The 25,543-nt window shown below is 39.3% G+C and carries 21 protein-coding genes; 7 read left to right on the top strand and 14 right to left on the bottom strand.

Annotated elements, in window-relative coordinates:
* Positions 1-70 precede the first annotated feature (70 nt).
* From MHI04_RS07755 to MHI04_RS07740, 4 genes are all read right to left on the bottom strand, one after another.
* The gene (locus MHI04_RS07755) at positions 71-1,645 is read right to left on the bottom strand and encodes a helix-turn-helix domain-containing protein (protein ID WP_342535488.1); all 1,575 of its coding nucleotides are present in this window, start codon (positions 1,643-1,645) and stop codon (positions 71-73) included.
* Positions 1,646-1,768: 123 nt separating this feature from the next.
* Entirely contained in the window at positions 1,769-4,033 is a 2,265-nt protein-coding gene (locus tag MHI04_RS07750) for a DEAD/DEAH box helicase (protein WP_249646051.1), read from the bottom strand.
* Complete coding sequence (locus tag MHI04_RS07745; protein ID WP_230593757.1) at positions 4,008-4,385, bottom strand: YppE family protein; 378 nt, start codon at positions 4,383-4,385, stop codon at positions 4,008-4,010. The genes MHI04_RS07750 and MHI04_RS07745 overlap by 26 nt, the downstream gene beginning before the upstream one ends.
* 216 nt (positions 4,386-4,601) lie before the next feature.
* Positions 4,602-4,796 carry a hypothetical protein gene (locus MHI04_RS07740; protein ID WP_036118439.1) on the bottom strand — a complete coding sequence of 65 codons (195 nt, stop codon included), beginning with the start codon at positions 4,794-4,796 and terminating at the stop codon, positions 4,602-4,604.
* 379 nt (positions 4,797-5,175) lie between these two features.
* On the opposite strand from MHI04_RS07740, the gene recU reads away from it, so the two are divergent.
* On the top strand, positions 5,176-5,820 hold the full coding sequence (gene recU / locus MHI04_RS07735) for a Holliday junction resolvase RecU (protein ID WP_058845086.1): 645 nt from the start codon (positions 5,176-5,178) through the stop codon (positions 5,818-5,820).
* A gap of 2 nt (positions 5,821-5,822) precedes the next feature.
* Complete coding sequence (locus MHI04_RS07730; protein WP_089933188.1) at positions 5,823-8,471, top strand: penicillin-binding protein 1A; 2,649 nt, start codon at positions 5,823-5,825, stop codon at positions 8,469-8,471.
* 182 nt (positions 8,472-8,653) lie between these two features.
* Here the strand turns inward: MHI04_RS07730 and MHI04_RS07725 are convergent, their stop codons facing one another.
* From MHI04_RS07725 to MHI04_RS07695, 7 genes are all read right to left on the bottom strand, one after another.
* Positions 8,654-8,968 (bottom strand): YpoC family protein, encoded by a 315-nt coding sequence (locus MHI04_RS07725; protein WP_036118455.1) that lies wholly within the window; start codon positions 8,966-8,968, stop codon positions 8,654-8,656.
* Complete coding sequence (gene nth / locus MHI04_RS07720; RefSeq protein WP_342535487.1) at positions 8,965-9,627, bottom strand: endonuclease III; 663 nt, start codon at positions 9,625-9,627, stop codon at positions 8,965-8,967. Before nth ends, MHI04_RS07725 begins: the two co-directional genes overlap by 4 nt.
* Positions 9,628-9,641: 14 nt before the next feature.
* Positions 9,642-10,373: a DnaD domain-containing protein gene (locus MHI04_RS07715; protein WP_036118461.1), complete on the bottom strand. Its 732-nt coding sequence runs from the start codon at positions 10,371-10,373 to the stop codon at positions 9,642-9,644.
* 76 nt (positions 10,374-10,449) lie between these two features.
* A complete protein-coding gene (gene asnS / locus MHI04_RS07710) occupies positions 10,450-11,745 on the bottom strand; it encodes an asparagine--tRNA ligase (RefSeq protein WP_036118465.1) in 1,296 nt (431 codons plus the stop codon).
* A gap of 28 nt (positions 11,746-11,773) precedes the next feature.
* The gene (locus tag MHI04_RS07705; protein WP_036118468.1) at positions 11,774-12,967 is read right to left on the bottom strand and encodes a pyridoxal phosphate-dependent aminotransferase; all 1,194 of its coding nucleotides are present in this window, start codon (positions 12,965-12,967) and stop codon (positions 11,774-11,776) included.
* Between the two features lie 16 nt (positions 12,968-12,983).
* Entirely contained in the window at positions 12,984-13,466 is a 483-nt protein-coding gene (locus tag MHI04_RS07700) for a DUF5590 domain-containing protein (RefSeq protein WP_036118471.1), read from the bottom strand.
* A gap of 274 nt (positions 13,467-13,740) precedes the next feature.
* Complete coding sequence (locus MHI04_RS07695) at positions 13,741-15,165, bottom strand: tetratricopeptide repeat-containing diguanylate cyclase (RefSeq protein ID WP_058845082.1); 1,425 nt, start codon at positions 15,163-15,165, stop codon at positions 13,741-13,743.
* A 312-nt stretch (positions 15,166-15,477) separates the two neighbouring features.
* Here MHI04_RS07695 and MHI04_RS07690 point away from each other — a divergent pair, with 312 nt between their 5' ends.
* Entirely contained in the window at positions 15,478-17,313 is a 1,836-nt protein-coding gene (locus MHI04_RS07690) for a multicopper oxidase (protein WP_058845114.1), read from the top strand.
* Between the two features lie 52 nt (positions 17,314-17,365).
* On the opposite strand, the gene MHI04_RS07685 is transcribed toward MHI04_RS07690, so the two are convergent.
* Both MHI04_RS07685 and MHI04_RS07680 read right to left on the bottom strand, forming a co-directional pair.
* Positions 17,366-18,616, bottom strand: coding sequence for an MFS transporter (locus MHI04_RS07685; RefSeq protein ID WP_101966311.1), 1,251 nt, complete (start codon positions 18,614-18,616; stop codon positions 17,366-17,368).
* 198 nt (positions 18,617-18,814) lie between these two features.
* Complete coding sequence (locus MHI04_RS07680; RefSeq protein ID WP_036118490.1) at positions 18,815-19,693, bottom strand: LysR substrate-binding domain-containing protein; 879 nt, start codon at positions 19,691-19,693, stop codon at positions 18,815-18,817.
* Positions 19,694-19,818: 125 nt separating this feature from the next.
* On the opposite strand from MHI04_RS07680, the gene MHI04_RS07675 reads away from it, so the two are divergent.
* From MHI04_RS07675 to MHI04_RS07660, 4 genes are all read left to right on the top strand, one after another.
* Entirely contained in the window at positions 19,819-21,003 is a 1,185-nt protein-coding gene (locus MHI04_RS07675) for an MFS transporter (RefSeq protein ID WP_342535486.1), read from the top strand.
* Positions 21,004-21,392: 389 nt separating this feature from the next.
* Positions 21,393-23,150: an ABC transporter ATP-binding protein gene (locus tag MHI04_RS07670; protein ID WP_058845078.1), complete on the top strand. Its 1,758-nt coding sequence runs from the start codon at positions 21,393-21,395 to the stop codon at positions 23,148-23,150.
* 14 nt (positions 23,151-23,164) lie between these two features.
* A complete protein-coding gene (locus MHI04_RS07665; RefSeq protein ID WP_036118499.1) occupies positions 23,165-23,842 on the top strand; it encodes a response regulator transcription factor in 678 nt (225 codons plus the stop codon).
* Complete coding sequence (locus MHI04_RS07660; protein WP_089933204.1) at positions 23,839-24,912, top strand: HAMP domain-containing sensor histidine kinase; 1,074 nt, start codon at positions 23,839-23,841, stop codon at positions 24,910-24,912. Before MHI04_RS07665 ends, MHI04_RS07660 begins: the two co-directional genes overlap by 4 nt.
* Before the next feature lie 26 nt (positions 24,913-24,938).
* On the opposite strand, the gene MHI04_RS07655 is transcribed toward MHI04_RS07660, so the two are convergent.
* Positions 24,939-25,526, bottom strand: coding sequence for an NAD(P)H-dependent oxidoreductase (locus MHI04_RS07655; protein ID WP_036118504.1), 588 nt, complete (start codon positions 25,524-25,526; stop codon positions 24,939-24,941).
* Between the last annotated feature and the right edge of the window lie 17 nt (positions 25,527-25,543).

Below are 25,543 nucleotides of genomic sequence, written 5' to 3'. Positions count from 1 at the left end.
AATTGAGAATGAAAACTATTATCAATAGTAAACAAGCGTTCTTTTGGCGTCCATGTAGAAAAGGCGGATTTTATAATGAACTATCTGCGGTTAACAATTGCATGACTTCTTTTACAATCAGTAAATGTGGCAACGGAGCATAGTCGCGCCATGGAAAATGAGTAAGTGTATAGACGGAATCATTTCGCACTGATTTCAATTCAAGCCACAGCTCATCTGATTGAAGCTCGTCCCATTTCATCATCGATTCTTCGTCTTCATAAACAAGTACCATGATGAAATCTGGATTCATTTCAGATAATTGCCCAATTGTAATAGGTTCTTGTGTGTCAGAGATCATCACATTTAGTCCTAGGTCCTCCAGCAAAACTTCTTGAATACTTCTATCCTGATACAGATAGCATTCATCCCCTCTCACTAACAAAAATAACATACTTCGCTCATGGCAAATGTACGCTAAGCTAGCAACCGCCTCTTGTACAGTTTGTTCGTATTCTATAAGCCATTTCCTTGCTTCCATCTCTGCATCTAGGATTTTTGCAACCTCTAGCAACTGTTCACGCCATGATAAACTGCTCCACGCAAGTCGATAAACATGGCCTCTCTTTTGTAATATCGTCAACTGCTCATCCGTCACATTATCTAAGCAAAATATATAATCATATTGCAGATTTTCTTGTAGAAGTAACGCCATATTTTCATTTAAAACGGCTGGCGTTCTGCCCACAGCTAGCTGAATAGGTACATGATTGCCAAAAGTCTTATAGTAATGAAATCGCCATGTTGGATGGAGCGGTGCTGCAATGGGGATATAATGTAGTGGTGCAAGCAAGCCAAAAAAGGAACTATCTAAAACAGCGATGTTTTTTCTACGACTTTTCATAAATAGAGAGGGAGACATACCCATTTGTTGTTTGAATCGACGACTGAAGTAAAACTCGTCTTTATACCCAACCTCACTTGCAATTTCTCGAAGGGTTTTACCTCCTTTTATTAAAAGCCATTTAGACGCTTCCATTCTTATATTCATTAAATACTGGATGGCACTAATACCAAACTGTTTTCGAAATAGTTCCATATAATATTTTGCACTTATATTCATCATTTGGGCTAAATCTTTCACTTGAATGGCTTCTTGAAAATGATACTCCATATGTTGTTTTGTTTTTTCTAACATATGTTGCAAGTCTCTATTAGAGGTTTTACGATGCTGAGTGATGGTATGTAAAAGCAAGTAAAAATGTGCTTGGCTTAATAAAATGTCCTCTTTGATAGGACTCTCAACCAATGCCATTAGACTGTTACAAAGACGGATGATTTCTTCTGTTTGTTCAAGATTTATCTCTTCTCCTCTATCAGTCTTCGCCTCCATCTGTGGGAGAGCATTAAAGGTAATAAGGTAAACGGTAGTTAACTTCTCTAAATCCACCTTTAAGATAAGCTCGCTCTGAGCAGGGCAAAGGTAGACACTATCTTTAAGCAGCCTGTGTTGGTGATTTCCAAAAGTCAAATTAGCAGTCCCCTTTGTGGTAAACAGTAAGCAATGGCTCTCAAGTCTTTGTTGATAATGCCGTTTCGTCTTGCTTGATAAAATTTTAATATCAAGAAAATGAAAAAGAAAATGTGTCATTTGGTCGAATAGCAAATCGACTTCCTCCTTCCCACAAGCATAGTAGGTAACCCTCGTTTTAACAAATAAGATGATACTATTTATAAAATATAAAAGGGCTTGAGGAACGAACTTGCTTATTCCCTAAGCCCTTTTTATTTAATTTAATATTCGAAGAAGATCTATCACTCTTTTCTTCCCTTGCTCTAAACTATCTTGCGCCCCAATACAAGACGGACAACCTGATTCACAAGGACAGCTCGATACATGTTGTAGCGTTTTGTTTAACAGTTCTTCCCATAGTGCAAATACTCTCTCACTTAAACCGATCCCACCTGGATACTTATCATAAACAAAGAACGTTGGTAACTCATTGTGTGATGCCTTTACTTGCGGCACAACTGCTACATCACTACTATCACACTGGATAAAAATCGGGATAAAAGCATTCATCGCATAAGCAGCTCCTACCATAGCATCCGTTAATTCTGCCTCTGACCATTGAGACACCCTATTGAACGAAAGCCACGAAGCACTTGTATGCATTTCATCTGGCGGGAGGTGGATAGGCCCTGAACCGATATTGTCATGTGTGCCGAAGCGGATTTTCTTAAAGATCGTTGCTTGTGCGACTAAGCCAACATCGCCAAAGCTAATCGTACCGCCTCCATAGGGACGGCTACGATCCTCCTCTAGCACCTTCATTTCGACTGCTAGATTGGCATCTGTATAGTAATCCACATCTACTTCACGGACAAAGGCTTTCTTTTCTTCCCAATCGAGCTTCTCCACTTGAAATTGAATACCTTGGTGTAGGTAAATGGCTTCTTCATGTAAAAGGGTCATGGCACTATGACGATCCATTTCTCCAATCACCTTTGTCTGTGCAGGGACGGACAGATCAATTATGACCACATTTTCCTGTGACGCAGAGCGCAGGCTAATATCATGCGCAGGAAAACGATCACTCATCCAATGCCATTTGTCACTCGTCTTAAAGACAACCCCTTCCTCCGCCAAGTAATCCAACAATTCCTGTATGTCATATTCTCCATACGAATCGCCTGTTGAAAAGGGTAGCTCGAAGGCAGCACATTTCAAATGATCCATTAAAATCAACATATTTTCTGGATAGATACGCGCTTCCTCAGGCGTACTACCGAGCAAAAACAAAGGATGATTGACCACATACTGATCCAATGCAGAAGATTGTGCAACATATATAATCAATGCCTCATCCTGACGTCTTCCCGCACGTCCTGCTTGCTGCCAAGCACTCGCAATATTTCCCGGGTAACCTGTCATAATACAAGCTTGTAATTGACCGATATCAACACCTAGTTCTAATGCATTGGTGCTAACCACTGTTTGAATCGTACCCTCACGCAAGCCTTTTTCGATGACACGTCGCTCAGAGGGCAAGTATCCACCTCGATAGCCACGCACAGATTCATCGAGTAGCTTATTGCGAGTGAGCTCCTTTAAGTACGTGACAATCATCTCGACTCGTACTCGACTTTTGGCAAAAATGATGGATTGAATGCCAGCTATGTACAACCTTTTGGCTAAATCACTAACCTCTAACACGGCACTTCTACGCACCCCAAATGTTTTATGAATAATTGGTGGATTATAAAAAAGGAAGGTTTTTTTGCCAACAGGTGCGCCTGAATCAGCAATTAGTGCATGTGATTCATTCGTCAGAAGCTCAGCAAGTTCTTTCGGGTTTTTAATGGTAGCTGATGTACAAATAAACACCGGCTTACTACCATAAAACTCACAAATACGCTTTAGTCTTCGAATAACGTGGGCAACATGCGAACCAAATACCCCTTTATATGTATGCAATTCATCAATAACGATATACTGCAAATTTTCAAAGAGTGAGACCCATTTAGTATGATGTGGCAAAATTCCGGAATGCAGCATATCGGGGTTCGTCATAACGATATGCCCTGCCTTTCGAACCTTTTGGCGAATGCCTGGCGCCGTATCTCCATCATACGTATAACTTAAAATTTCCTCGCCACTTTGCTCAATGAGTTCATTTAAATCATTTTTTTGATCCTGTGCTAATGCCTTTGTTGGAAATAAATAAATGGCCCGCGCATTTTTATCTTCTATTATTTTTTGCAGCACTGGTAGATGATAGCAATAGGATTTACCCGAAGCAGTTGGCGTAACCGCTGTAAAAGATGTACCATGCTGCGCCAAATCAAAGGCTTCTCGCTGGTGTGTATATAGTTGCTCGATACCCCTTGCCTGTAGTGCTTTCACTAGGGATGGGTGTAAATTTCCTGGGAAAGGTGCATATTTGGCTGGTCGACTTTCTAGTGTTTGCCAATGTAAAATACGCTCTTTTAATTCTTCATCGTATCTCCATTCCTGTAAAAGCTCCCTAATCGTTCGTTTCTTCGATAGCATTCGATTCCTCCTCCTTTAGTAATCGTTCAAAGGTTTTTAAAGTATAGGAGGTAGAATGGGTCGCATCTAAAAAACGTTTTTTACTAGTTTCTTTATAAAAAGATTGCACAACAAATTGCTCCATCGATTCTACCACTGAAGCAATTTGCTGTGTATGCATATATTTCGGTTTATTTTTTTGAATCCATGTATTGGCCTCTTGCTGCCATTCCTTCAATAGTTGATGAATTTCATCAGCATGTGGTTTCACCTCTTGGAAAAAATCAGGTGTCCGATCTTCCTCACGCATTTGCCAGAATCGTAAAACACATTGTTCACATTCATCTATTAATTGGGATGTTTGCTGAATCACTAACAATTTTGCACCTCATCTCTCATCAATTACGCATAAGCAAATATATTTCGTAGTCACTGCATATACATGGTGAGTATATTTTGTCCAACAAAGCAACTATGGAAATATCACGCTCTTGATCTTTATTCACCGCTATTTCACGGTAAATAATGTATCAATTTTAATGCTATTGTGTTAGTTCAATTGCTTATGAGATAAGTGTACCAAAGTCTATCATTTTTCACTACTAATAGGCGAACAAGCATTCTTTACTTGCCAGTTCTTTTCTGCTAAGCTTACTTTCTGGCTAACCGCTTGAAGCTGCATAAAAAAGTGCAAACTATGTGCATTGTTTTCCAGGGACACTCTCGTGAAAAGTAATTGATTGACCAGATCTAACTGCGCAACTAATTGTTCTAACTTGTTCAATATAACGCCTCCTTTGCTTTACTTTAGTATTCCTCGTATGTATAGAATTACCTTCAAGCGTGACAAAATAAGCGTAAGTTAGCTGAAAGAAGAAGATTTTCGATAAATTTTTAAAAATGAACCTTCAACCTAAAAAAAACGTCTTCTATGAAAGATCTGAAAGGGACATATTTTCAGCCAATTCATGACTAAAATTAATCAGTTATTTTGACGATTCGAGTAAAATAGAAGCTAGTGATTTTTCGACGTAATTTGTTTCTACTTCCCATCTGTTCTCTACGATTCTATTAGCAATAACATGACTGATGGAGGTAGAGAATAGCCGCTAAAACATGGTAAACTAGTGTATAGAAAAGCAGTATGATAAAGGGTGAGTTGAATGACAATTCGTTATCCAAACGGAAAATTGTATACGCCGAATGTGTCTGTACAGAAAACAGAAAAAAAAAGGAATAGCAAAGATTTGTCTTTTAGTAATCGTGGCAAGACTCTAGAAGATGAAATTAATGAAGCAAACGACTATTATATAAAAAGGCGACTTGCTATCATTCATAAGAAACCTGTTCCTGTGCAAATCGTCAAAGTAGAGTACCCTTCACGAAGTGCTGCTGTTATTCGTGAAGCATATTTTCGAACACCCTCTACAACCGACTACAATGGTGTTTGGAATGGGCATTATATAGATTTTGATGCAAAGGAAACGGCTTCCAAAACGAGCTTCCCCTTAAAAAATATTCATGAGCATCAAATGATCCATATGCAGCAAGTGACGGAACAAAATGGTATGGCTTTTATTATCGTTCGCTTTTCTGCCTTTGAACGATATTTTATTGTGCCCTACGAAGTTTTACAAAAGGCCTGGCAAGCAATGGAGAATGGCGATCGTAAATCGATACCCTTTTCAACGATTGAAGAAGAGGCATATGAAATTCCTACAAGTTATTATCCACGTATCGATTACTTACCCATTATCCAACAATGGATCGATGCAACATGCTTCAGGTCTGAAAGTGAGGAGAAATAAGAATGACTGAACGTCGTCGAACACGTGGAGAGCACCAAAAAGCTCTCGCTGAAAAAAATAAAAAAGGTAAGAAAAAAACAACATCATCTTCACCTGCTAAGACGTGGTTTAAACGTATTTTCTTAACACTCTTAGCAATCGGTGTGGCGGGCTTCATTGGAGGCGCTGGATTGTTTGCCTACTATGCAAGCACAGCTCCAGAGCTTGATGAAGAATTATTAAAGGACCCTGTTTCTTCAGAGTTCTACGATAAAAACGGTGAACTATTTGCTACAATCGGTGCTGAAAACCGTAAATATATAAAGTATGAAGATATACCTGAAGATATGGTCAATGCGATTCTCGCAACGGAAGATGTGCGCTTTTTTGAGCACCACGGCATGGACTTTTATCGTCTAGGCGGTGCTATTTTGGCAAACTTCCGTGATGGCTTTGGTGCACAAGGTGCGTCTACCCTGACACAGCAAGTTGTCAAAAACTCATTTTTACAAAACGAGAAAAAACTAAAGCGTAAGGCACAAGAAGCTTGGCTAGCCTTCCAACTAGAACGTAAGTATTCAAAAGAAGAGATTTTTGAAATGTACTTCAATAAAATGCTCATGTCGGGTCGTATTTACGGGTTCGGAACAGCAGCACAATATTTCTATGGTAAAGAATTAAAAGATTTAACATTAGATGAAGAAGCATTATTAGCAGGATTAGTCCAACGACCAAATGCTTATAATCCATTAAAAAACCCTGAGCTTGCAAAAAAACGTCGTAATACGGTTTTAGGCTTAATGCATCAACATGGAAAAATTACAAAAGCTGAGATGGAAGAAGCAAAACAAATGGAAGTCCAATCAGGTCTAGCGGATGATGCAACACGTCAATCATTTGCAGGTTCGAAATATGATGCCTTCCTCGATATTGTGATTAATGAATTGGAAAATAATGGTGATGGAACAGCGATGGCAGAAGGAATTAAAGTTTATACAACACTTGATCCGAATGCCCAACAAGTTGTAGAAAACGTAATGAACGACGACAGTAATTTCCCTACTGAAGAAATTCAGTCAGGTGTAGCTGTCATCGATACAAAGACTGGTGCCATTCAAGCCGTTGGTGGTGGTCGTCATTACGGTGCTGAGCGTGGTTTCAACTATGCAGATGACCTAACAAAAAATCAACCTGGTTCCACAATGAAACCATTAGTTGACTACGGTCCAGCAATTGAATATTTAAAATGGTCTACAGGTCAAACACTTGTCGATGAACCAATGAACTATACAAATTCAAAACAAACAATCACGAACTGGGATGGCAGATATATGGGGGCCATGACGGCACGTAAAGCGTTATATGCATCACGTAACGTACCAGCTGTCAAAGCATTACAAGAGGTTGGTACTGACAAAGCAAAAGAATTTGTAGGGCGTTTAGGAATTGAAACGGAAAATCTATATGAGTCAGATGCGATTGGTGGAGGTGCCATTACAATCTCCCCTATCCAAATGGCTGCTTCCTATGCTGCTTTCGGCAATAACGGGGTCTATACAGATCCACATGCCATTACAAAAATCGTCTACCGTGACGGTAAAACATCTAAAAATTACACACCTGAGCCTAAAGTGGCTATGAGCGATTACACAGCTTATATGGTGACAGATATGCTACGTGATGTCGTTGGCAATAAACCAGATGCATCTGGTACTGCTGCCAATGTACCTGGCTTAGATATCGCAGGTAAAACAGGTACAACCAACTACTCAGCAGAAGATTTTAGCAAATATAATTTACCAAATACAAGTGTACCAGACTCATGGTTTGCGGGTTACACAACAAACTACTCCATTGCTATCTGGAGTGGTTATGAAAAACACTTTGATCCAATTACAACGTGGGAAGAACGTCGATTACCACAAAATTTATTTAAATCAATTATGCAAGATATTTCATCAAATGTTGAAAATACAAGCTTTAAAAAGCCAAATACCGTTGTAGAAGCAACGATTGAAGTCGGCTCTAAACCACTTAAATTAGCAAGTGATTATACACCTAGCGAACTACGTCAAACAGAACTATTCGTTCGTGGTACTGAACCAACAGAGGTGTCGAGTGTGTACGAGGCTCCAGAATTATCTACACCTTACAATGTATCAGCAAGCCTAGATTTAGGAGCACAGTCTATTAATATCTCTTGGGAACATGATGCGATCCTAGATCCAAAAACAGATGAACCATTACCAACTTCATTTGAAGTAACTGCCAAACGTGATGGCGGAGAATCAATAACGCTTGGTACAACAGACAGCAAAGGCTTAACTGTTGGCAACACGCTTGAAGATGGTAATTACACAATCTCTGTCGTAGCCATTGTAGATGGCACACGCAGTGAACCTGGCACAACTACCTTCCAAATCACAAGTACGCCTGAGGAAGATTTAGAAACAGAAGACCCAGATGAGCCAGAAATCGATTTACCAACAGATCCTGGTCAAGAAGACAATGACAACGGGAATGACGACAATGGCAATAACAACAATAATAATGGCAATGGGCAAGGTAATAACGGTAACGGTAGCAACAGTGGTAATAATGATGGCAATCAACAGCCAACCCCTCCTACCGAACCAACCAACCCAATAGAAGAAGACCAAAGCTCAGAATAAACACAAAGCCGAGAAGCAGCAATTTGCTTCTCGGCTTTTTAAATTCGTTCTTAACACTTTGTTAGTGCTCTATCGATCAATTCTGGCGCTCTATCCATCACTTTGCTCATTCTATCCGCTACTTTTGACTTTCTATCCACCACTTCTTGCACTTTATCCGCATCTTGGTGCTCTATCGACTCCTAGCTTTTGCTAGCTTGAATTCGCAATCGAGCTGTGCGCTTTTTGGTTTCTTTGAATAATTCATCTAGCTGACGGTAGCATGCGTATTGGCCTGGCTTGGCTTTAATAAAGGAAAGTCTTTCAACACCATTGATCGGTAGCACCTCATCGCCTGCTGCCTGTACAAGTTGTTCAAATAGCTCGATGGCTTGTTCCATTAGCCCTTTAGCTGTACCGTTTCTCGCATCGTGGGCTGTATGGATCGCTGCTTGCAAGGTTGACCATTGAGCAAACCATGCATCTACTTTATCTTTTGCGATAGCCTCATTGTTCACGCTTCCTTCACCAAGCCTTTCTTTAAGCGTTTTTGACCTTCACGACAATCAGCGAGTAAAGGGCAGGCATGACACCCAGGATTTTGTGCCTTGCAATGATAACGTCCAAAGAAAATTAACTGGTGATGTGTTTTCGACCATTTGTCCATAGGTGTTTTTTTCATAATCGTTTCTTCTACTTCAAGCACCGAATCTTTCCATCGACAGAGCCCTAGCCGTTTTGAAACTCGCTCCACATGCGTATCTACTGCAAGTGCTGGAATATCAAAGGCAACGGAAAGCACGACATTGGCTGTTTTTCGCCCTACGCCTGGTAATGTCACAAGTGCTTCACGTGTTGCAGGTATTTCACCACCATACTCAGTGAGCAATCGTTGACATAATGCCTGAATGTTCTTTGCCTTATTACGATAAAGACCGATAGAACGAATATCCTGCTGTAACTCCTCTAAGGATACCGCTAAATAATCTTCTGGCGTTTTATATTTTTGAAATAATGTTTTCGTTACTTTATTGACTAGTACATCTGTACATTGTGCGGATAATAATGTAGCAATCGTCAGCTCAAAGGCATTGTCATGCACGAGCTCACAATGTGCATCGGGAAACATTCGATCCATCTCTCCCAGACAATGCTCCCACTGTTTTTTTGTTAACAAACCAGATGCCCCCTCTATTCTCTTTCCTCTAACCAATTGTAAAATGGTACTTTATTCGTTGGTTGCGTTGTTTCTTGTTGAGCTGTCCGCGCTGGTGCTCTGTTAAATGTCTGTTTCTCACGGAACTGCTCGCTTTGCTTTTGTGCGGCTTGTGGTGTCGTAATATTTTTCTTTTTCCACTCTAATAAAATGCGATCAATATAACGAATACTCAGTTTCCCAGCAAAGACAGCCTCCTTTAGTGCTTCCTTAATGAGCGCTGGACTATGCTTGTCCTCATCAAGCCAACATCCTATTTTTTCAAGCTCTAAAGGAGATAAAAGACGCCCCATTTCCTCTTCAAATAGACGGAATAGCTCGCCTTCTTCTTGTCGAAGTGTCACTGCCGTTTTTTGCTGCTCTTTCATATCCATCATCTGCACAATGCGCTCCCATAGTGGGTACACGGAATATTTTTCATATAGCTTGCCTCCCGCATCAACATCGCGTGAAATTTCAAGAAAACCTTTTTGCATTAAGCGTTGTAAACGTGATGTGATGTCATGGTCAGACATTGTGAGGCGATTTTTGAGATCATTAGGTGTTGGGAAATCATTCCCTTCCATATGAAAGGCTAATAAGTGCATGACAATGAGTGCCTCTTCATCTTCCATATTTAACTCCTTATAAAACTGAAAAAAAAGCTGAGGAATGGGAATCATTCTCTGCTCAGTCCATGTACGGAGTCGATGATTATTTACGTTCATGTTTCTCCAGACTCCTTCTTTAGTAAGTAGAAAAGCCGCGTAGATATTTCACTACGCGACTTTTAAATTGATTAGCTTATGGATATAAGCGGTTCAGTAAACGTGGGAATGGAATCGTTTCACGGATATGCTCTGTGCCAGAAATCCATGCTACAGTTCGCTCTAATCCAAGACCAAAGCCTGAATGTGGGACAGAACCATGTTTGCGAAGCTCTAAATACCATGCATAAGCATCTAATGATAGATTATGCTCTTCCAAACGTGATTTTAATAATTCATAGTCATGAATACGCTCAGAACCACCAATAATTTCACCGTAACCCTCTGGTGCGATTAAATCAGCACATAAGACAACATCATCACGCTCTGGATGTGGTTGCATATAGAATGGTTTAATGCCTACTGGGTAACAAGTAATAAATACTGGTTTGTCAAATGAATTCGCAATAGCTGTTTCATGTGGCGCACCAAAATCATCGCCCCATTCGATATCGTCGAAGCCTTGTTCATGTAAAAGTTTGATCGCATCATCATACGAAATACGAGGGAATGGCGCTTTGATGTTTTCAAGTGTCGATGTATCACGGCCAAGTCGCTCTAATTCTAATTTGCAGTTTGCCAGTACGGATTGTACGATGTGCGCTACATATTGCTCTTGTACTTCTAAGTTTTCTTCAAATTCTACAAATGCCATCTCAGGCTCAATCATCCAAAACTCGATTAGGTGACGACGTGTTTTAGATTTTTCAGCACGGAAAGTTGGACCGAATGAGAATACTTTTCCTAACGCCATTGCAGCCGCTTCCATGTAAAGCTGACCAGATTGAGATAGATAAGCATCTTCATCAAAATATTTTGTATGGAATAGCTCTGAAGTACCTTCAGGTGCAGATCCTGTTAAAATTGGTGGGTCCATTTTTGTAAAACCATTATTGTTGAAAAATTCATATGTGGCACGAATAATTTCGTTACGGATTTTCATTATGGCATGCTGTTTACGAGAGCGTAGCCATAAATGACGGTTATCCATTAAAAATTCAGGACCATGTTCTTTTGGTGTAATTGGGAAATCTGTTGCTGCATGTAGTACCTCAATACCTGTTACAGCAAGCTCACAGCCAAAGCTTGAGCGTTCGTCAGCTTTCACTTCGCCCGTAACGTACATAGACGTTTCTTGCGTCATTCCTTTTGCCGTAGCAAAAATTGCTTCGCCTACTTCTTCTTTCACGACAACGCCCTGTACAAAGCCAGAACCATCACGTAGCTGTAAGAACGCGATTTTTCCGCTTGAACGTTTGTTAGCTAACCAAACGCCAATTTTGACTGTTTCACCGATATGCTGTGGCATATCTTTAATCATAATTTTTTTCATAGAAATCCTCCAAAGTCGACTAGAGGGATTAGTCTTGCCATTTTGATTTTACAAATGCATCAATACGACGGACTGCCTCTTCTAATAATTCTAAAGATGTAGCATAGGATAATCGCATTGTAGTTGGTGCACCAAAGCCAGAGCCTGGAATCACTGCTACGTTTGCTTCTGTTAAAATATCCGCAGCGAATGTATCTACTGAATCATAGCCAGTGTGGGCCATAGCTTCTGCTACGTCTGGTAATAAGTAGAATGCACCCTGTGGTTTTAAGACATGGAAGCCAGGAATTGCACTTAACTGTGGATAAATTTTTTCAAGACGAGATTCAAATGCTTGACGCATTTCTTCTACTGCGTCCTGAGGGCCATTATACGCCTCCACAGTTGCATATTGTGCTGTTGTTGTCGCATTTGATGTTGAATGTGATGCAAGGTCAGTCATTGCTTTAACAATGTCTGCGTCACCTGCAGCATACCCAATACGCCAGCCTGTCATAGAGTGAGATTTTGCCACACCATTTACAACGATTGTACGTGCTTTCACTGCATCAGAAAGTTGTGCAATTGAAAAATGCTCAATACCATTGTATACAAGCTTTTCATAAATTTCATCTGACACGATTAAAATATCTTTTTCTTCTGCAACAGCTGCAAGCTCTGCTAGCTCCTCACGAGAATAAATCATGCCTGATGGGTTGCTAGGTGAATTGATAATAACAGCTTTCGTTTTATCTGTCACAGCTGCTCTTAGTTGATCCGCTGTAATTTTATAGCTTTGTTCACGTGTACCTTCAACATATACAGGTACGCCACCAGCTAATTTCACTTGTTCTGGATAAGACACCCAATAAGGAATTGGAATGATAACCTCATCGCCCTCGTTTAAAATAACTTGGAATAGCGTATATAAAATATGCTTTGCCCCTACGCCGACAATGACTTCATTTGATTGATAGGCAAGATTATTATCGCGTTGAAGCTTATCAATAATAGCTTTTTTCAAAACTGGAAGTCCGCCAGCAGGTGTATATTTTGTTAATCCTTTTTCCATTGAATCAATGGCTGCATTTAAAATATTTTGAGGTGTGTTAAAGTCTGGTTCACCAGCCCCAAGACCAATAACATCAATACCTTGCTCTTTCAATGCTTTTGCTTTCGCAGTAATAGCTAATGTTGAAGATGGTGTTAAAGTTTTTACACGTGTTGCTAATAAATTTTTCATCTGGGATCTACTCCTCTTATAAATTCGTAATGCGCTTCCACCAGTCGCCATCCTTAAACATGATATAGACATAGTTGAGCTGATCATGGTTGTTTAGATAGGTAATCTCCCAAACAGCGCCAGGTTCCTCATAACCTAATTTCATGTGGAGGACTTTTTGTACATTTCCTTCATTTTTAAAAACCGATAATGCTTGCTTTTCCGTAATACCATCTTCTAATAACACTTCCTGAATGGAATCCTCATCTAGATTCGTTGGAACAAAGACAGCTTTTTTATCACCGTATTCGTCTACCCCGAACACAGTAACATACGAATGTTTGCCATTATATGTGTAGGACTCCGAGACAATTGCGAGGGCTTTGGCATCGAGTGCCAACTGTTCAGCCTTCTCTTCAATTGAACGGAACGGAGCCTCGGCTTTCCAGAGTACTAAAATGCTAATGACAAGTGACAATGAAACAATAAAGACAGAAATGAAAATTAACCAGTTTTTCATCTATTCACCTTATGTTTCCTATTGAGCTGTTTTGACATAACACATAGCTGAAGCTTGTGTATGTCTATCACTGTATAACCATTCATTTTGCTTTCCATTTTGTCAACCTGCTTTCTTTCCTCATACCACAACATTATACAACAATTTTGTACTGTCGTGTTTCCTAATTTCATATATTGTACGTTGCTAGAATAACGTTTTCAAATGATTGGTATAGCAAATTTAATTCCATTGAAAAATTCCTATTCAACCAAGTAAATAGGAATGCGTAAATTTATGATAGTTCGCACAGAACATAGCTGGCACGGCCATTATCTTTCGCTTCGTACAAACAGCTATCTGCTCGCTCAAATAACTCTTTATACTGATAATTTTGCTGATTGTTGACACAAGCACCCATACTCACCTTTAACGGATAGCTTTGATGCTCTTGTTCTAGCTTTAAAGTGAGTAAATAAGCATGCGTGTTGTTGACAAGTGTTTTGATATAGTCCTTTTGTTGATGCTTGATACAAAGGATAAATTCATCTCCGCCATACCGAATAATTTTCACATCTTCCTTATGTAAAAAGTTCTTCAAGCCCTTGGCTAAAAGCTGTAAAGCCATATCCCCAAACAGATGACCATGCATATCATTAAACAATTTAAAATGATCAATATCTAGTACCGTAATACACACATATGATTGCGTCATTTCGGCTATGTTTAACCATTCATGTAGCTCATGATCCAAAAAATGACGATTTAACACGCCCGTTAATGGATCATAATGGGCTTTTTTCTCAAGCTTCTCCTTTTGACGCTTAAATTCCAAATTCATGACTTGCTGTAGTAAATTCGCAACACTCATTTTTTCTGTAAGATCAATATATTCACGCTGTACATCAAAAATTTCATCCCGCCAATTCAATTGATACAATACATCTAACAGTAAACGCATGACTTTTTTCGTTGTCGGTTTATCCCCGTAGGATTTAGCAAGCTCTACAGCCTTTTTATAATAGGGGACGGCTTCTTCAAGCTTTTGCTGCTTTTCATATAAAAAGCCATAGCCAAACAACGCAGCTACTTTTTCGCGTTTATGCTGATGAATAATGTCAGAGGATAACGTATTGTCCAGCAAGGCCTTCCCCGTTTTAAAATCCCCTTCTAAAATATAAACATCTGCTAAATTATTATTAATACGAATATCATGTAATTTTGCAAGATCGGGCATTGTCTTAGATAAGGACTGATTATATGTTCTAGCTAAAAGCCCTGCTTGAAGTGCTTCCTTCGTACAGCCCTTCTCCACCTCTAAATAACATAAATTATTATGACACCGAACAAGCATGATGGCGTCCTGCAACTCTTGTGCATAGGCGATCGATTTCTTCGTCATCTCTACTGTTTTTTCACGTATGCCTACCAAGTCATAGATTAAAGACATGATTAAATGATAATGCATTAAATCTTTGCTAGAACCATATTTTTGACAAATCGCCTCATAATCATGCATAAGACTGACCATGCTTAATGTGTCACCTAAAGAATGGTGAACTAGTATTTTTTGATAGTACAAATCCAATACATATGCATAATTTTTGCTCTCTAATGCGACTAAAAGACCTTGATCCGCTAGTTTTAGTGCTTCCGTTAAAAACCCCTTCGTGCGCATTTCCATAATCGTTTTATTTAACTCTTCTAATGTTAATTTCACCGTTTCACCACTTCTCCAAGCCCTATACACTTTGTGCTTTCTCAATTATAAGGTATATTTATTCACTCCGTCCGCCCTTTTCATTAGATAACCAACTATTTCCTGCATTTCAAAATCTCTTACTAGGTCCAACCATCTTTTTCTTGCGCTACACCTTCAAAATGAATCATCGCTTTCCATTCATAGTTGTCGTTAAATTTTTATGCCTTCACACACTTTTCTCCATCATTGTCCCCGTTACCTATTGTTTTTACCCATATGATGAAATAATTAGCCATTTTAAGTATTGAAAAAGGACGTGATGTTGTGAGTATGCAAATTAACCCTTCTGATCCAGCAACTATTCCAAAATTTGTAGATGAACTTCCAAAACCAATGACAGCTAAACCCAAATATAGTAGAGGGCAACAAAAAAATGATTATTACGAATTAGTCATGATGGAAGGCGAGCACCGTTTTCATAAGCATTTCCCCAAAACATACATTTGGGGCTATAACGGGCTTTATCCAGGACCGACCATTGAAGCTACTAAAGACAAAACCATTTATGTGAAATATAAAAATCAGCTACCCTTACAGCACTTTTTGCCCGTAGATTTTACACTTCATGCCGCCAACGATTCTCAAGAGGTAAGAACCGTCACTCACTTACATGGCGCCAATGTGGATTGGGAGAGTGATGGTCATCCAGAAGCATGGTACACAAGAGACTATCGGCATACTGGGCCAAAATTTAATAAGGAAATACATGAATATACAAATCATCAGCCTGGCACTACCATGTGGTATCATGACCATGCAATGGCCTTAACACGTTTAAATGTCTATGCAGGATTAGCAGGCTTTTATTTACTGAGAGATGCACTTGAGGAACGCGCTAATTTACCATGTGGAGACTACGAATATCCGGTTTTAATACAAGATAAATCCTTTAATGAGGATGGTTCGTTGTTTTATCCTGATGAACCACCATTCCCAGTCCCCGTTCACCCCTCCATTACACCTGGTTTTGTTGGTAATACAATCGTAGTGAACGGAAAATTATGGCCTTACTTAGATGTAGAGCCACGTAAATATAGATTTCGTTTTCTTAATGGTTCCAATCGGAGGGGCTATGTTATCAGCCTGTCAAATGGTCAGCCAATGTTTCAAATTGGTACAGATGGCGGCTTCTTATCCGCCCCCCAACTGATCCAATCTGTCGAGTTGTTGCCAGCAGAACGTACAGATGTGATTATCGATTTTTCAAACTGCGCGGGACAGGAAATCACCTTAATCAATGCGGATACAGATTTCAGTAATGAACACACAAATGTCATTATGCAGTTTAGAGTCACAGTACCTTTAAAATGTGAAGATACAAGTGATATTCCTGAAAGGCTAGCCGTTACGATGGATCTCCATACACACCATGCACATATTGAAAGACAACTGCCCTTGACAGCTACAACTGATGAATTTGGACGCCCTATGTTATTATTAAATGACCGTATGTACCATGACCCAGCAACAGAAAAACCATCTTTAGATAGTGTGGAAATATGGAATTTTATTAATGCTACACCTTTTCTTCACCCTATTCACTTACATCTCATTCAATTTAAAATTTTGGAGCGAAGACCTTTTAATCTGGAACTTTATCAAAATGAAGGCATTATAGAATTCACAGGGCCACCTGAGGAGCCACGTGACTATGAGCGAGGCTGGAAGGATACCGTGAAAGCTGATGCAGGTAAGGTAACGAAAATTATTATGCATTGGAAAGATCATATTGGTCATTATATGTGGCATTGTCACTTCCTTGAGCACGAGGACCATGATATGATGCGGCCAATCCTCGTCATGAAAGACGTCCATGCAGTCCAGCAGCCACATGCTGCCATCGAACATCCAGCACAACATCAAGAAGCGACTGCTACAACAAATCCTACTGAAACTACCAGTACTACACATCATAACGAGTCTCCAGCACCGCTATTAAACGCCATAGCACAGGAGGAAGAGAGTGCGGCTCCTACGAGTGAAAAGGAATCGCTGGCTGTCCATGTAGGCAATAATGCACAGTTTAGGCCACCACTTCTCTTCCCATTCTTGCCTACGCAGGCTCCTACTAACAGGCAGAGGCGTCATAGAGCGAGAAGATTTTAAGCTTTACAAAGAAAACTACCATTAAAAAGGTGGTTTTCTTTGTTATAACAAATCATTTAGTCTCAAATCGCCATACTCTGTTCGTTATGAACGCTAACAATAGTACACATACAGCTATCATGAGAACAGGTATATAAATCCTACCTTGAAAGACCTCGAACAACATACCATACCCTATTTGCCCAAGTGGAGCCATACATTGTGATACTGCCATCATAATTGCCATGACCTTCCCTAATTTATCATTTGGTGTTTGCTTTTGGACAAGGGTCATCACGTAAATGGAAATGATCGTCATCATCATCGCAATCACAACGGCACACCCAATAAAGATGCCGTATGAAGGATAATAGCCTACTAGTAACATTCGAGGCAACACAGCCATCGCCATAGGAATGACTAATAATGCCGACAGCAACACCCAAATGTAGAGGTTGTGAATACGAAGCTTTTGTGCAAAATAGCCCATCGTTAATGCTCCTAAAATGGTTGCCAAATCAATGATACCCATACCTATTCCATATAATGCATCACTACTTTCCATTGTGACGCGAAGGATAATCGGCACGCCCACAACAAAAAGGGGTGTCAATAATAAATTCAATAAAGCAGCTAGTAGCGTGCATTTTAAAATAAATGTTTGCTTCACGACATAGGTAAAGCCTTCTTTCATATCCTTCATTAATATTTGCACCAAATGCCCATCGTAGTCTCGCTTTATAAAGGGAATCGTCATAAACATTTCTACAATAGCTGTAAAGAAGAATAAAAAACCACTTACAATGACCAGCATTTTTAGGCCGAGCACACCATATAAAATTCCCCCTAGTACAGGTGCAGTCACACCTGCCAAAGCCTGCACTCCGTTGACAATGCCATTGGCTTGTTCTAGTTTCTGTTCACTAACCAATATAGGGATACTAGCCATTACGGCTGGTGTATACATTGCACTGACAAGTGATAACAGCACCATAACAAACCCTATCGATAACACGGAATGATTGTCTGTCAGTAACACGAAAAAGAAAATAAAGACAATAGCACTACTGATAAAATCAAATAGGACCATTAAATTACGTCGATTGAATCGATCTGCTATAGCACCACCAAATGGCGTAAGTAAAATAGGTAGGCATGAAATAGCAAAAAGCAAAGCGAAAAGATCTGCGCGTCCTGTCATATCTAACACAAAAAGTGACAAAGCAAATCTTAAAAGTGCAGAGCCCAAAATAGAAATAATTTGCCCAACTACCATTATAAAAAAATCTTTCGAATAGCCCTTTTCTGTTATTGTTATTTCCATTTAATGACCACCTCTTCAATTTATTAGACCGACTGTCGGTCATTATTTGTGTAAAAAAAGTGTAGGCACAAGTGAAACTTTACACGCTTCATATCTTGCCCTACATAAATTAGACTGACTGTCGGTTTATAAATAGTATATGTAATCTCACCAAAAAAAGGAACTTTATTTGGCAATTTAACTTCTTAACCGTTTGCTTCAAGCCTTGAAATATTCTTTAATTTGTTTAATAAATGCTGTTGTTGCTTGGCTGACATAGCGATCTACTCGGTAAATGATAGACAAGCTACGGCTAGGTGCTCCATCTGAAATACGTATACTACACAAAGTAGGATCATTTATTTGTTGGATTAGATGGTATGGTTGCACTGTCGCACCAATATTGGCACGGACAAGATTCATAATCGACGTGACAGAGCTTGTTTCAAGAATAGAATGAAGCTGAAAACCATGTTTTTTTACAGCCTCCTCTACAATCTCTCTGCCAAAGAAGCCTTCTGGATACATCACCATAGGCAGGCCTTTCAATTCAGCAATGGTGATAGCGGTTTGATTCGCCAATGGGTGCTCCTGTGAAACGGTCAGCACATACTCCTCTCTACGTAAAGGAATGATTACCAAACGATCATCTGGCTCCACATTCGTCCCAATGCCAATATCCACTTCATTTTCAAGAACCTGCCGCATAATATCAATAGAAGCCAGTATCCTCAGTTTTACTTTCGGAAATTTTTGATGAAAGTCAATGACAAGCTGTGTAATCCGATAATCTAAATCAGATGGCATAATGCCAACACTTATTTGTCCTCTTTGCAGCTCCTGTAAATCATTGATAGCATCTTTAACATTTTGTAATGTTGTGAGCATTTCCGTAGCATAGCTAAATAATAGAGAGCCAGCCTCTGTTACAACAATCTTTTTTCCAATCCGATCAAACAATGGCATACCTAACTCGTCCTCAAGCACGCGTATTTGCTGACTTAATGTTGGCTGAGAAATGCCAAGTTTCTCAGCAGCTTTTGTAAAATGTAACTCCTCACAGACTGCCATAAAATAGTGTAAATGACGTATTTCCACACCGATCACACCCAATCATAGTTTTTATCTATTATTGTAATAGTAATAATAGTATTGTTCAATCATCTTGGTTAGTATAGACTTCAATTTGAACTTACTATGAATTGTATCGGAGTTGAAATAACATGAATGCAAAGCAAACAATTATACCCATTATCGCTATTATTTTAGCTTCATTTAATTTACGTCCTGTGATTACTTCGGTCTCACCTTTGTTAGGCACCATCCGCGAATCTTTACATATGAGTGCAGCTACTGCAAGTTTATTAACATCTTTAGCTGTGCTATGTATGGGCTTGTTTGCTCCTTTTGCGATACAACTAGCCAATCGTTGGAGCATTGAGAGAGCCATTGCTTACTCCCTTATTCTTATTGGACTTGCAACAGCTGCAAGATTTTTTGCTTATTCTGCCTGGGTGATGCTAGTTACGGCTTTTTTATCAGGCATTGGTATTGCTATAGCGGGTCCTTTATTATCGGGCTATATTAAGGAGAAGTTTTCGAATCCGTCTCGTGTAATCGGTCTTTACTCGTTAGCACTTGTTGTAGGTGCTGGACTTGGTTCAGGGCTTTCCATCCCATTGAGCAATCTCTTTCATTCATGGCAAGCTTCTGCCGCTTCATGGGCTATACTTGCCCTGATTGCTTTAGTCTTTTGGTGGAAACCAGGCGAACAAAAATCAGACGCTGCTAAACCATCTAGTACTGGTATAAATGTGAAGCACATGCTAACGAATCAAAAAGCTTGGCTTTTAACAGGCTTTTTTGGTTTAATGGCCTTCATGTTTTATACCATAATGGCTTGGTTACCACCAATCGCTGAAAATATGGGCTACAGCAAACACGATGCTGGCATGATGCTGACACTATTAACCGTCGCCCAAATGCCTGCCACGTTTTTAGTGCCTATCTTAAATAATCGTTTTCAGCATCGAGCTGTATGGCTAATCAGCAGTTCATCATTAGAATTAATTGGGTTATTGATGCTACTGTTTTCTTATAATCCTTGGTTAAGTAGTATGTTGATTGGCATTGGTGCAGGTGGGCTATTCTCATTAGGATTAACATTACCTATCGATGAGGCCAAGGATATGAGCGAGGCAAGCTTCCTGGCAGCCATGACACAATCAGTTGGTTTCGTATTCGCTGCCCTGGGTCCATTTTTTGTTGGTCTAGTACGAGACTTCACAGGCAATTTTTCAGTTGCGATTATTGGCATGATTATCATCGTTCTAGCTATGGTCCTGATTCAACTAAAAATTGGCAATCAGAATCAACCTCATATCCATATGAAAAAGACGACTTCCTAGCAAGGTAGGTCGTCTTTTTATTTTTGAATCGTTTGTTGGCCTTCATTAAATGGGTACCCTTGCAATTCATATTGCATCTACATAAATATGAATATTAGCAAAACCGCCAAGGAAATGTTGATTTATCGTATCGAATAGATCAAAGAAATTTTATAAACTGATTTAAAAAGCTATGAGGAACTTTTACAAATTCAACTAAAGCTTAGAACCTATCGCTTGCTTGGGAAGTCTTGCTACCATGATGAATTCGCAGACTAATAGCAAAAGATGATGGTGACATCACCTTTTTTAATGACGATTCATTTCATATTCAGTTCATAATCGCATGCTATAGTAAAGCCATAGAAACGAAAAACATTGTTTTCGAACAATGAAGGAGGCTTATTTCTTTGCAAGAGACATCAAAAGATACGACAAAACAAAAAGATTGGCGACGCTTTATACAATTAATAAAACGGGCTGAGCCGCCGATTTGGCTACTCGTCATCGCTTTAGTGATGAGTTTAGCGACAACAGGTGTAGGTTTTATTGTTCCATTATTTACAAAACAATTAGTGGACGGCTTTTCTTTAGAATCACTTAATTATTGGCAAATCATTGTGCTAGGCATTGCCTTTATCGCACAAGCTGTTGCGAGTGGCTTATCCATTTACTATTTAAATCGAGTTGGTCACCATGTTGTAGCAAAATTACGCGATCAGTTATGGAGAAAACTACTACATTTACCAATCCCCTATTATGATGAACATGATACAGGGGAAACCTTGAGCCGAGTTACAAATGACACAGCTGTTGTGAAAGAGCTGATTACAGAGCATTTAGCAAACTGTTTATCTGGTGTTATTTCGATTATTGGTTCGATCATCATTCTGTTATTTTTAGATTGGAAAATGACGTTAGTGATGCTGATTGCTGTACCACTGGCAATGGTCATTTTAATGTTGCTTGGTCGACGCATGTTTGTCATTTCAAAAGGTATGCAAGATGAGACAGCGAAATTTACGTCTGTATTGAATCAAGTTTTACCCGAAACACGTCTAGTCAAGGCTTCCAATGCTGAACAAATTGAATATGCGCGTGGAAAAAAAGGTATTTCTAATCTCTTTACATTTGGCTTAAAAGAAGCAAAAATCCATGCATTGATTTCACCGCTTATTTCATTTGTGCTGATGTCTGTGCTTGTAGCTATTATTGGCTATGGCGGTGTCCGTGTTTCCTCTGGGGAGCTGACGGCTGGCGATATGGTGGCATTTATTTTATATTTAATCCAAATCATTATGCCAATGACGCAATTGACAATGTTCTTTACTCAACTGCAAAAAGCAATGGGTGCAACAGAACGTATTAGTGCATTGCTTGAACATGAAGAGGAACATATTGAAGAAGGCTTAACAGTTGAAAAAGTAAATCAACCCATTTATGTTAAAAATGTCGATTTCTCTTATGGGGAAGAACCTATTTTATCTGATATAAACTTCACGATTGAACCAGGCAAAGTAACAGCCATCGTCGGGCCAAGTGGTGGTGGTAAAACAACCACATTTTCACTGTTAGAAAGATATTATCAGCCGACGAGCGGTAGTATTACGCTAGGAGATATACCAATAGAAACATTCTCACTCCATTCTTGGCGCAGTCAAATTGGCTATGTGGCGCAGGAAAGTGCCCTATTATCAGGAACGATTCGAGAAAATATTTGCTATGGTATTGAGCGAGATGTGCAAGATGATGAGCTAGAAAAGGTAGCCAAAATGGCCTATGCCGATCAATTTATTAACGAGCTGCCAGATAAGTTTGATACAGAAGTTGGAGAACGAGGCATTAAGCTTTCAGGAGGACAGCGTCAACGTATCTCTATTGCAAGAGCGCTTTTACGTAATCCACAAATATTAATGTTAGATGAAGCAACATCGAGTTTAGATAGTAAGTCAGAAATTTATGTACAAAAAGCATTAGACAACTTAATGGAAGGTCGCACAACATTGGTTATTGCGCACCGTCTATCAACAGTAGTAGATGCCGATCAAATACTATTTATTGAGAAAGGGCATATTACAGGATGTGGTACACACGAAACGCTCTTTGAAACACATGCTATGTACCGTGAGTTTGCGATGCAACAATTACGTATTAAAGAGGATGAATAAAGGGGTTTGTTGAGATGACAAAACTATTAGTGGTGGATGATGATGCACATATTCGAGAATTAGTAAAAGTCTTTCTACAAAATGAAGGCTTAGAGGTGATTGAGGCTATGGACGGTGTGGATGCACTGTCCCAATTAGCCACTGAAAAAGTGGATATGGTCATAATGGATATTATGATGCCCAATATGGATGGCTGGGCATTATGTGAGGAAATACGTTCATTTGATACAGACCTCCCTATCCTGATGCTGACAGCGAAGGGCGAAACTTCTCAAAAGGTCAAAGGCTTTCATTTAGGGACAGATGATTATCTCGTGAAACCATTCGAGCCAGCCGAGCTAATCGTGCGTGTAAAATCGATTTTAAAAAGATATCGCATTTCTCTCTCTCAGGTTGTCGAAGCAGGTAACGTCAAACTCAATCGCCATACACATGAAGTAGATATGAATGGACAGACTATTCTACTTCGCTTAAAGGAGTTCGAGCTTTTATTTACCCTAGCCAGCTATGTTGGTAAAACCTTTTCAAGAGAACAATTAATTGAAGAAATATGGGGCTATGACTATGAGGGAGATGAGCGAACAGTCGATGTTCATATTAAAAGAATACGCGAGCGTTTCCCACAAGAGCTGAGTGGCTTTGTCATTCGCACTATTCGTGGTCTTGGCTATCGTTTGGAATTAATGTCATGAGAAAACGAAGATTCCTTGTAAGATTGGCAATGGTCTTTTGCCTGTTCCTTATTGCCAATACTGTATTTGCTTTTATTGCCTATCACGCAACCACTTGGCTGTATGCTCGATTGGGGACAGAGCCCCATGGTTTCTGGCTACAATTAGGCACGGTAATTGGTGTATTTGTACTCTTTGCCTGTTCTGCAGCAATTATCTTTTTAATTGGACTGAACCGACAACGTAACTACTGGGATAAAATCGTTGATGCATTAAGTCGCATGGCAAAAGGTGATTTTGATGTCCAGTTAGACTTGAAAGCAGATGAAAAAGACCAATTTGGGCAATTAATCCATGGCATCAATCATATGGCCGTTGAATTAGGTGAACTTGAAAGAATGCGTCAAGAGTTCATTTCAAACGTCTCTCATGAAATTCAGTCACCTTTAACGTCTATTAATGGCTTTGCGAAGGCACTTAAAAATATTAATTTGCCCGAAGAAAAGCGTCAGCATTATTTAGACATTATTGAATTGGAAAGTAATCGTTTATCAAAAATCAGCGATAACTTACTCAAACTAACATCCTTAGAATCACATCACCATCCCTTTGAACCTAAAAATTATCGGCTTGATAAACAATTACGCACTGTTGTCCTAGCTCTTGAACCGAATTGGCTAGCCAAACAGCTTGACTTTGACCTCCATCTTGACAATATAAGCATCACAGCAGATGAGGATTTAATGAATCAAGTCTGGATGAATTTGCTAACGAATAGCATTAAATTTACACCTGCTAAAGGGACCATCACATTGTCTATGAAGAAGCAATTAGATTCGATCACTGTCATTATTCAAGATTCTGGCATTGGTCTAACAGAAGAACAACAAATGCATATTTTTGAAAGGTTTTATAAGGCTGATCAATCACGAACATCGGCTAATGGTGGCAGTGGCTTAGGATTAGCCATTGTCAAAAAAATTATTGATATGCACCATGGAACTATTGCTGTGGAGAGCAAGCTCGCTGAATTTACAAGCTTTTTGGTTACAGTGCCCATCGATAGTACATCAGCTCGTGCAAACGACTAAAAGCGGTCTGCACGAGTTATTTTTAACTAGTAAGCAACTTTTCTAAAATAGTGATATACTTTATCCAATTTTTGCTGCTGTTTCCCCTTTTTACTTTCCATATTTCCAAACTCAAAAAACTTTACTTTTTTCATCCCAACAAACTTAAACAATGCTCTCTTCATTAAAATTTTATGCGCATTATTCAACCATAAAAACGGATAATTGGTTGGTCCCTTCATCGTCGACACACAGACAACCGACTTCCCTTTTAAAAGTCCCTCTGGAAATAACCCCTTTGTATCCCGATAAGCAAAGTTAGCTGCAAACAATTGATCAATATAACCTAACAACATTGCTGGCGGTCTTCCCCACCAAATCGGATAAACAAATACAAGCTGATCCGCCCAGGAAAGCTGTTGTCGATATTTTTCCAATTTCGGATCCTGATACATATCACGACGTCGTTTATGCTCATGGAAAATTAAACGTGGATCAAATTCCTCTTCATATAAATCTAGTATCTGTATTTCTTCGATGGCAGGATTCTCTTGACAACCCTTTAATACTTCCTGTAAAAAAGCATAATTTAAACTTTTATGATTTGGATATGTATAAATAATTAACGTTTTCATCATGTGCCCTCCAATTA

This window comes from Lysinibacillus sp. FSL K6-1151 (genome assembly GCF_038630755.1).
GTDB lineage: Bacteria > Bacillota > Bacilli > Bacillales_A > Planococcaceae > Lysinibacillus > Lysinibacillus fusiformis_D.
This window is presented reverse-complemented; position numbering and strand designations above follow the sequence as displayed.

Bases quoted from the DNA above. Each gene is read 5' to 3' on its own strand.
- MHI04_RS07705 (WP_036118468.1), bottom strand. From the start codon at position 12,967: ATGAAAAATTTATTAGCAACACGTGTAAAAACTTTAACACCATCTTCA.
- MHI04_RS07660 (WP_089933204.1), top strand. From the start codon at position 23,839: ATGAGAAAACGAAGATTCCTTGTAAGATTGGCAATGGTCTTTTGCCTG.
- recU (WP_058845086.1), top strand. From the start codon at position 5,176: ATGACAATTCGTTATCCAAACGGAAAATTGTATACGCCGAATGTGTCT.
- MHI04_RS07665 (WP_036118499.1), top strand. From the start codon at position 23,165: ATGACAAAACTATTAGTGGTGGATGATGATGCACATATTCGAGAATTA.
- MHI04_RS07730 (WP_089933188.1), top strand. From the start codon at position 5,823: ATGACTGAACGTCGTCGAACACGTGGAGAGCACCAAAAAGCTCTCGCT.
- MHI04_RS07715 (WP_036118461.1), bottom strand. From the start codon at position 10,373: ATGAACGTAAATAATCATCGACTCCGTACATGGACTGAGCAGAGAATG.
- MHI04_RS07750 (WP_249646051.1), bottom strand. From the start codon at position 4,033: ATGCTATCGAAGAAACGAACGATTAGGGAGCTTTTACAGGAATGGAGA.
- MHI04_RS07700 (WP_036118471.1), bottom strand. From the start codon at position 13,466: ATGAAAAACTGGTTAATTTTCATTTCTGTCTTTATTGTTTCATTGTCA.
- MHI04_RS07655 (WP_036118504.1), bottom strand. From the start codon at position 25,526: ATGAAAACGTTAATTATTTATACATATCCAAATCATAAAAGTTTAAAT.
- asnS (WP_036118465.1), bottom strand. From the start codon at position 11,745: ATGAAAAAAATTATGATTAAAGATATGCCACAGCATATCGGTGAAACA.
- MHI04_RS07690 (WP_058845114.1), top strand. From the start codon at position 15,478: ATGCAAATTAACCCTTCTGATCCAGCAACTATTCCAAAATTTGTAGAT.
- MHI04_RS07675 (WP_342535486.1), top strand. From the start codon at position 19,819: ATGAATGCAAAGCAAACAATTATACCCATTATCGCTATTATTTTAGCT.
- MHI04_RS07685 (WP_101966311.1), bottom strand. From the start codon at position 18,616: ATGGAAATAACAATAACAGAAAAGGGCTATTCGAAAGATTTTTTTATA.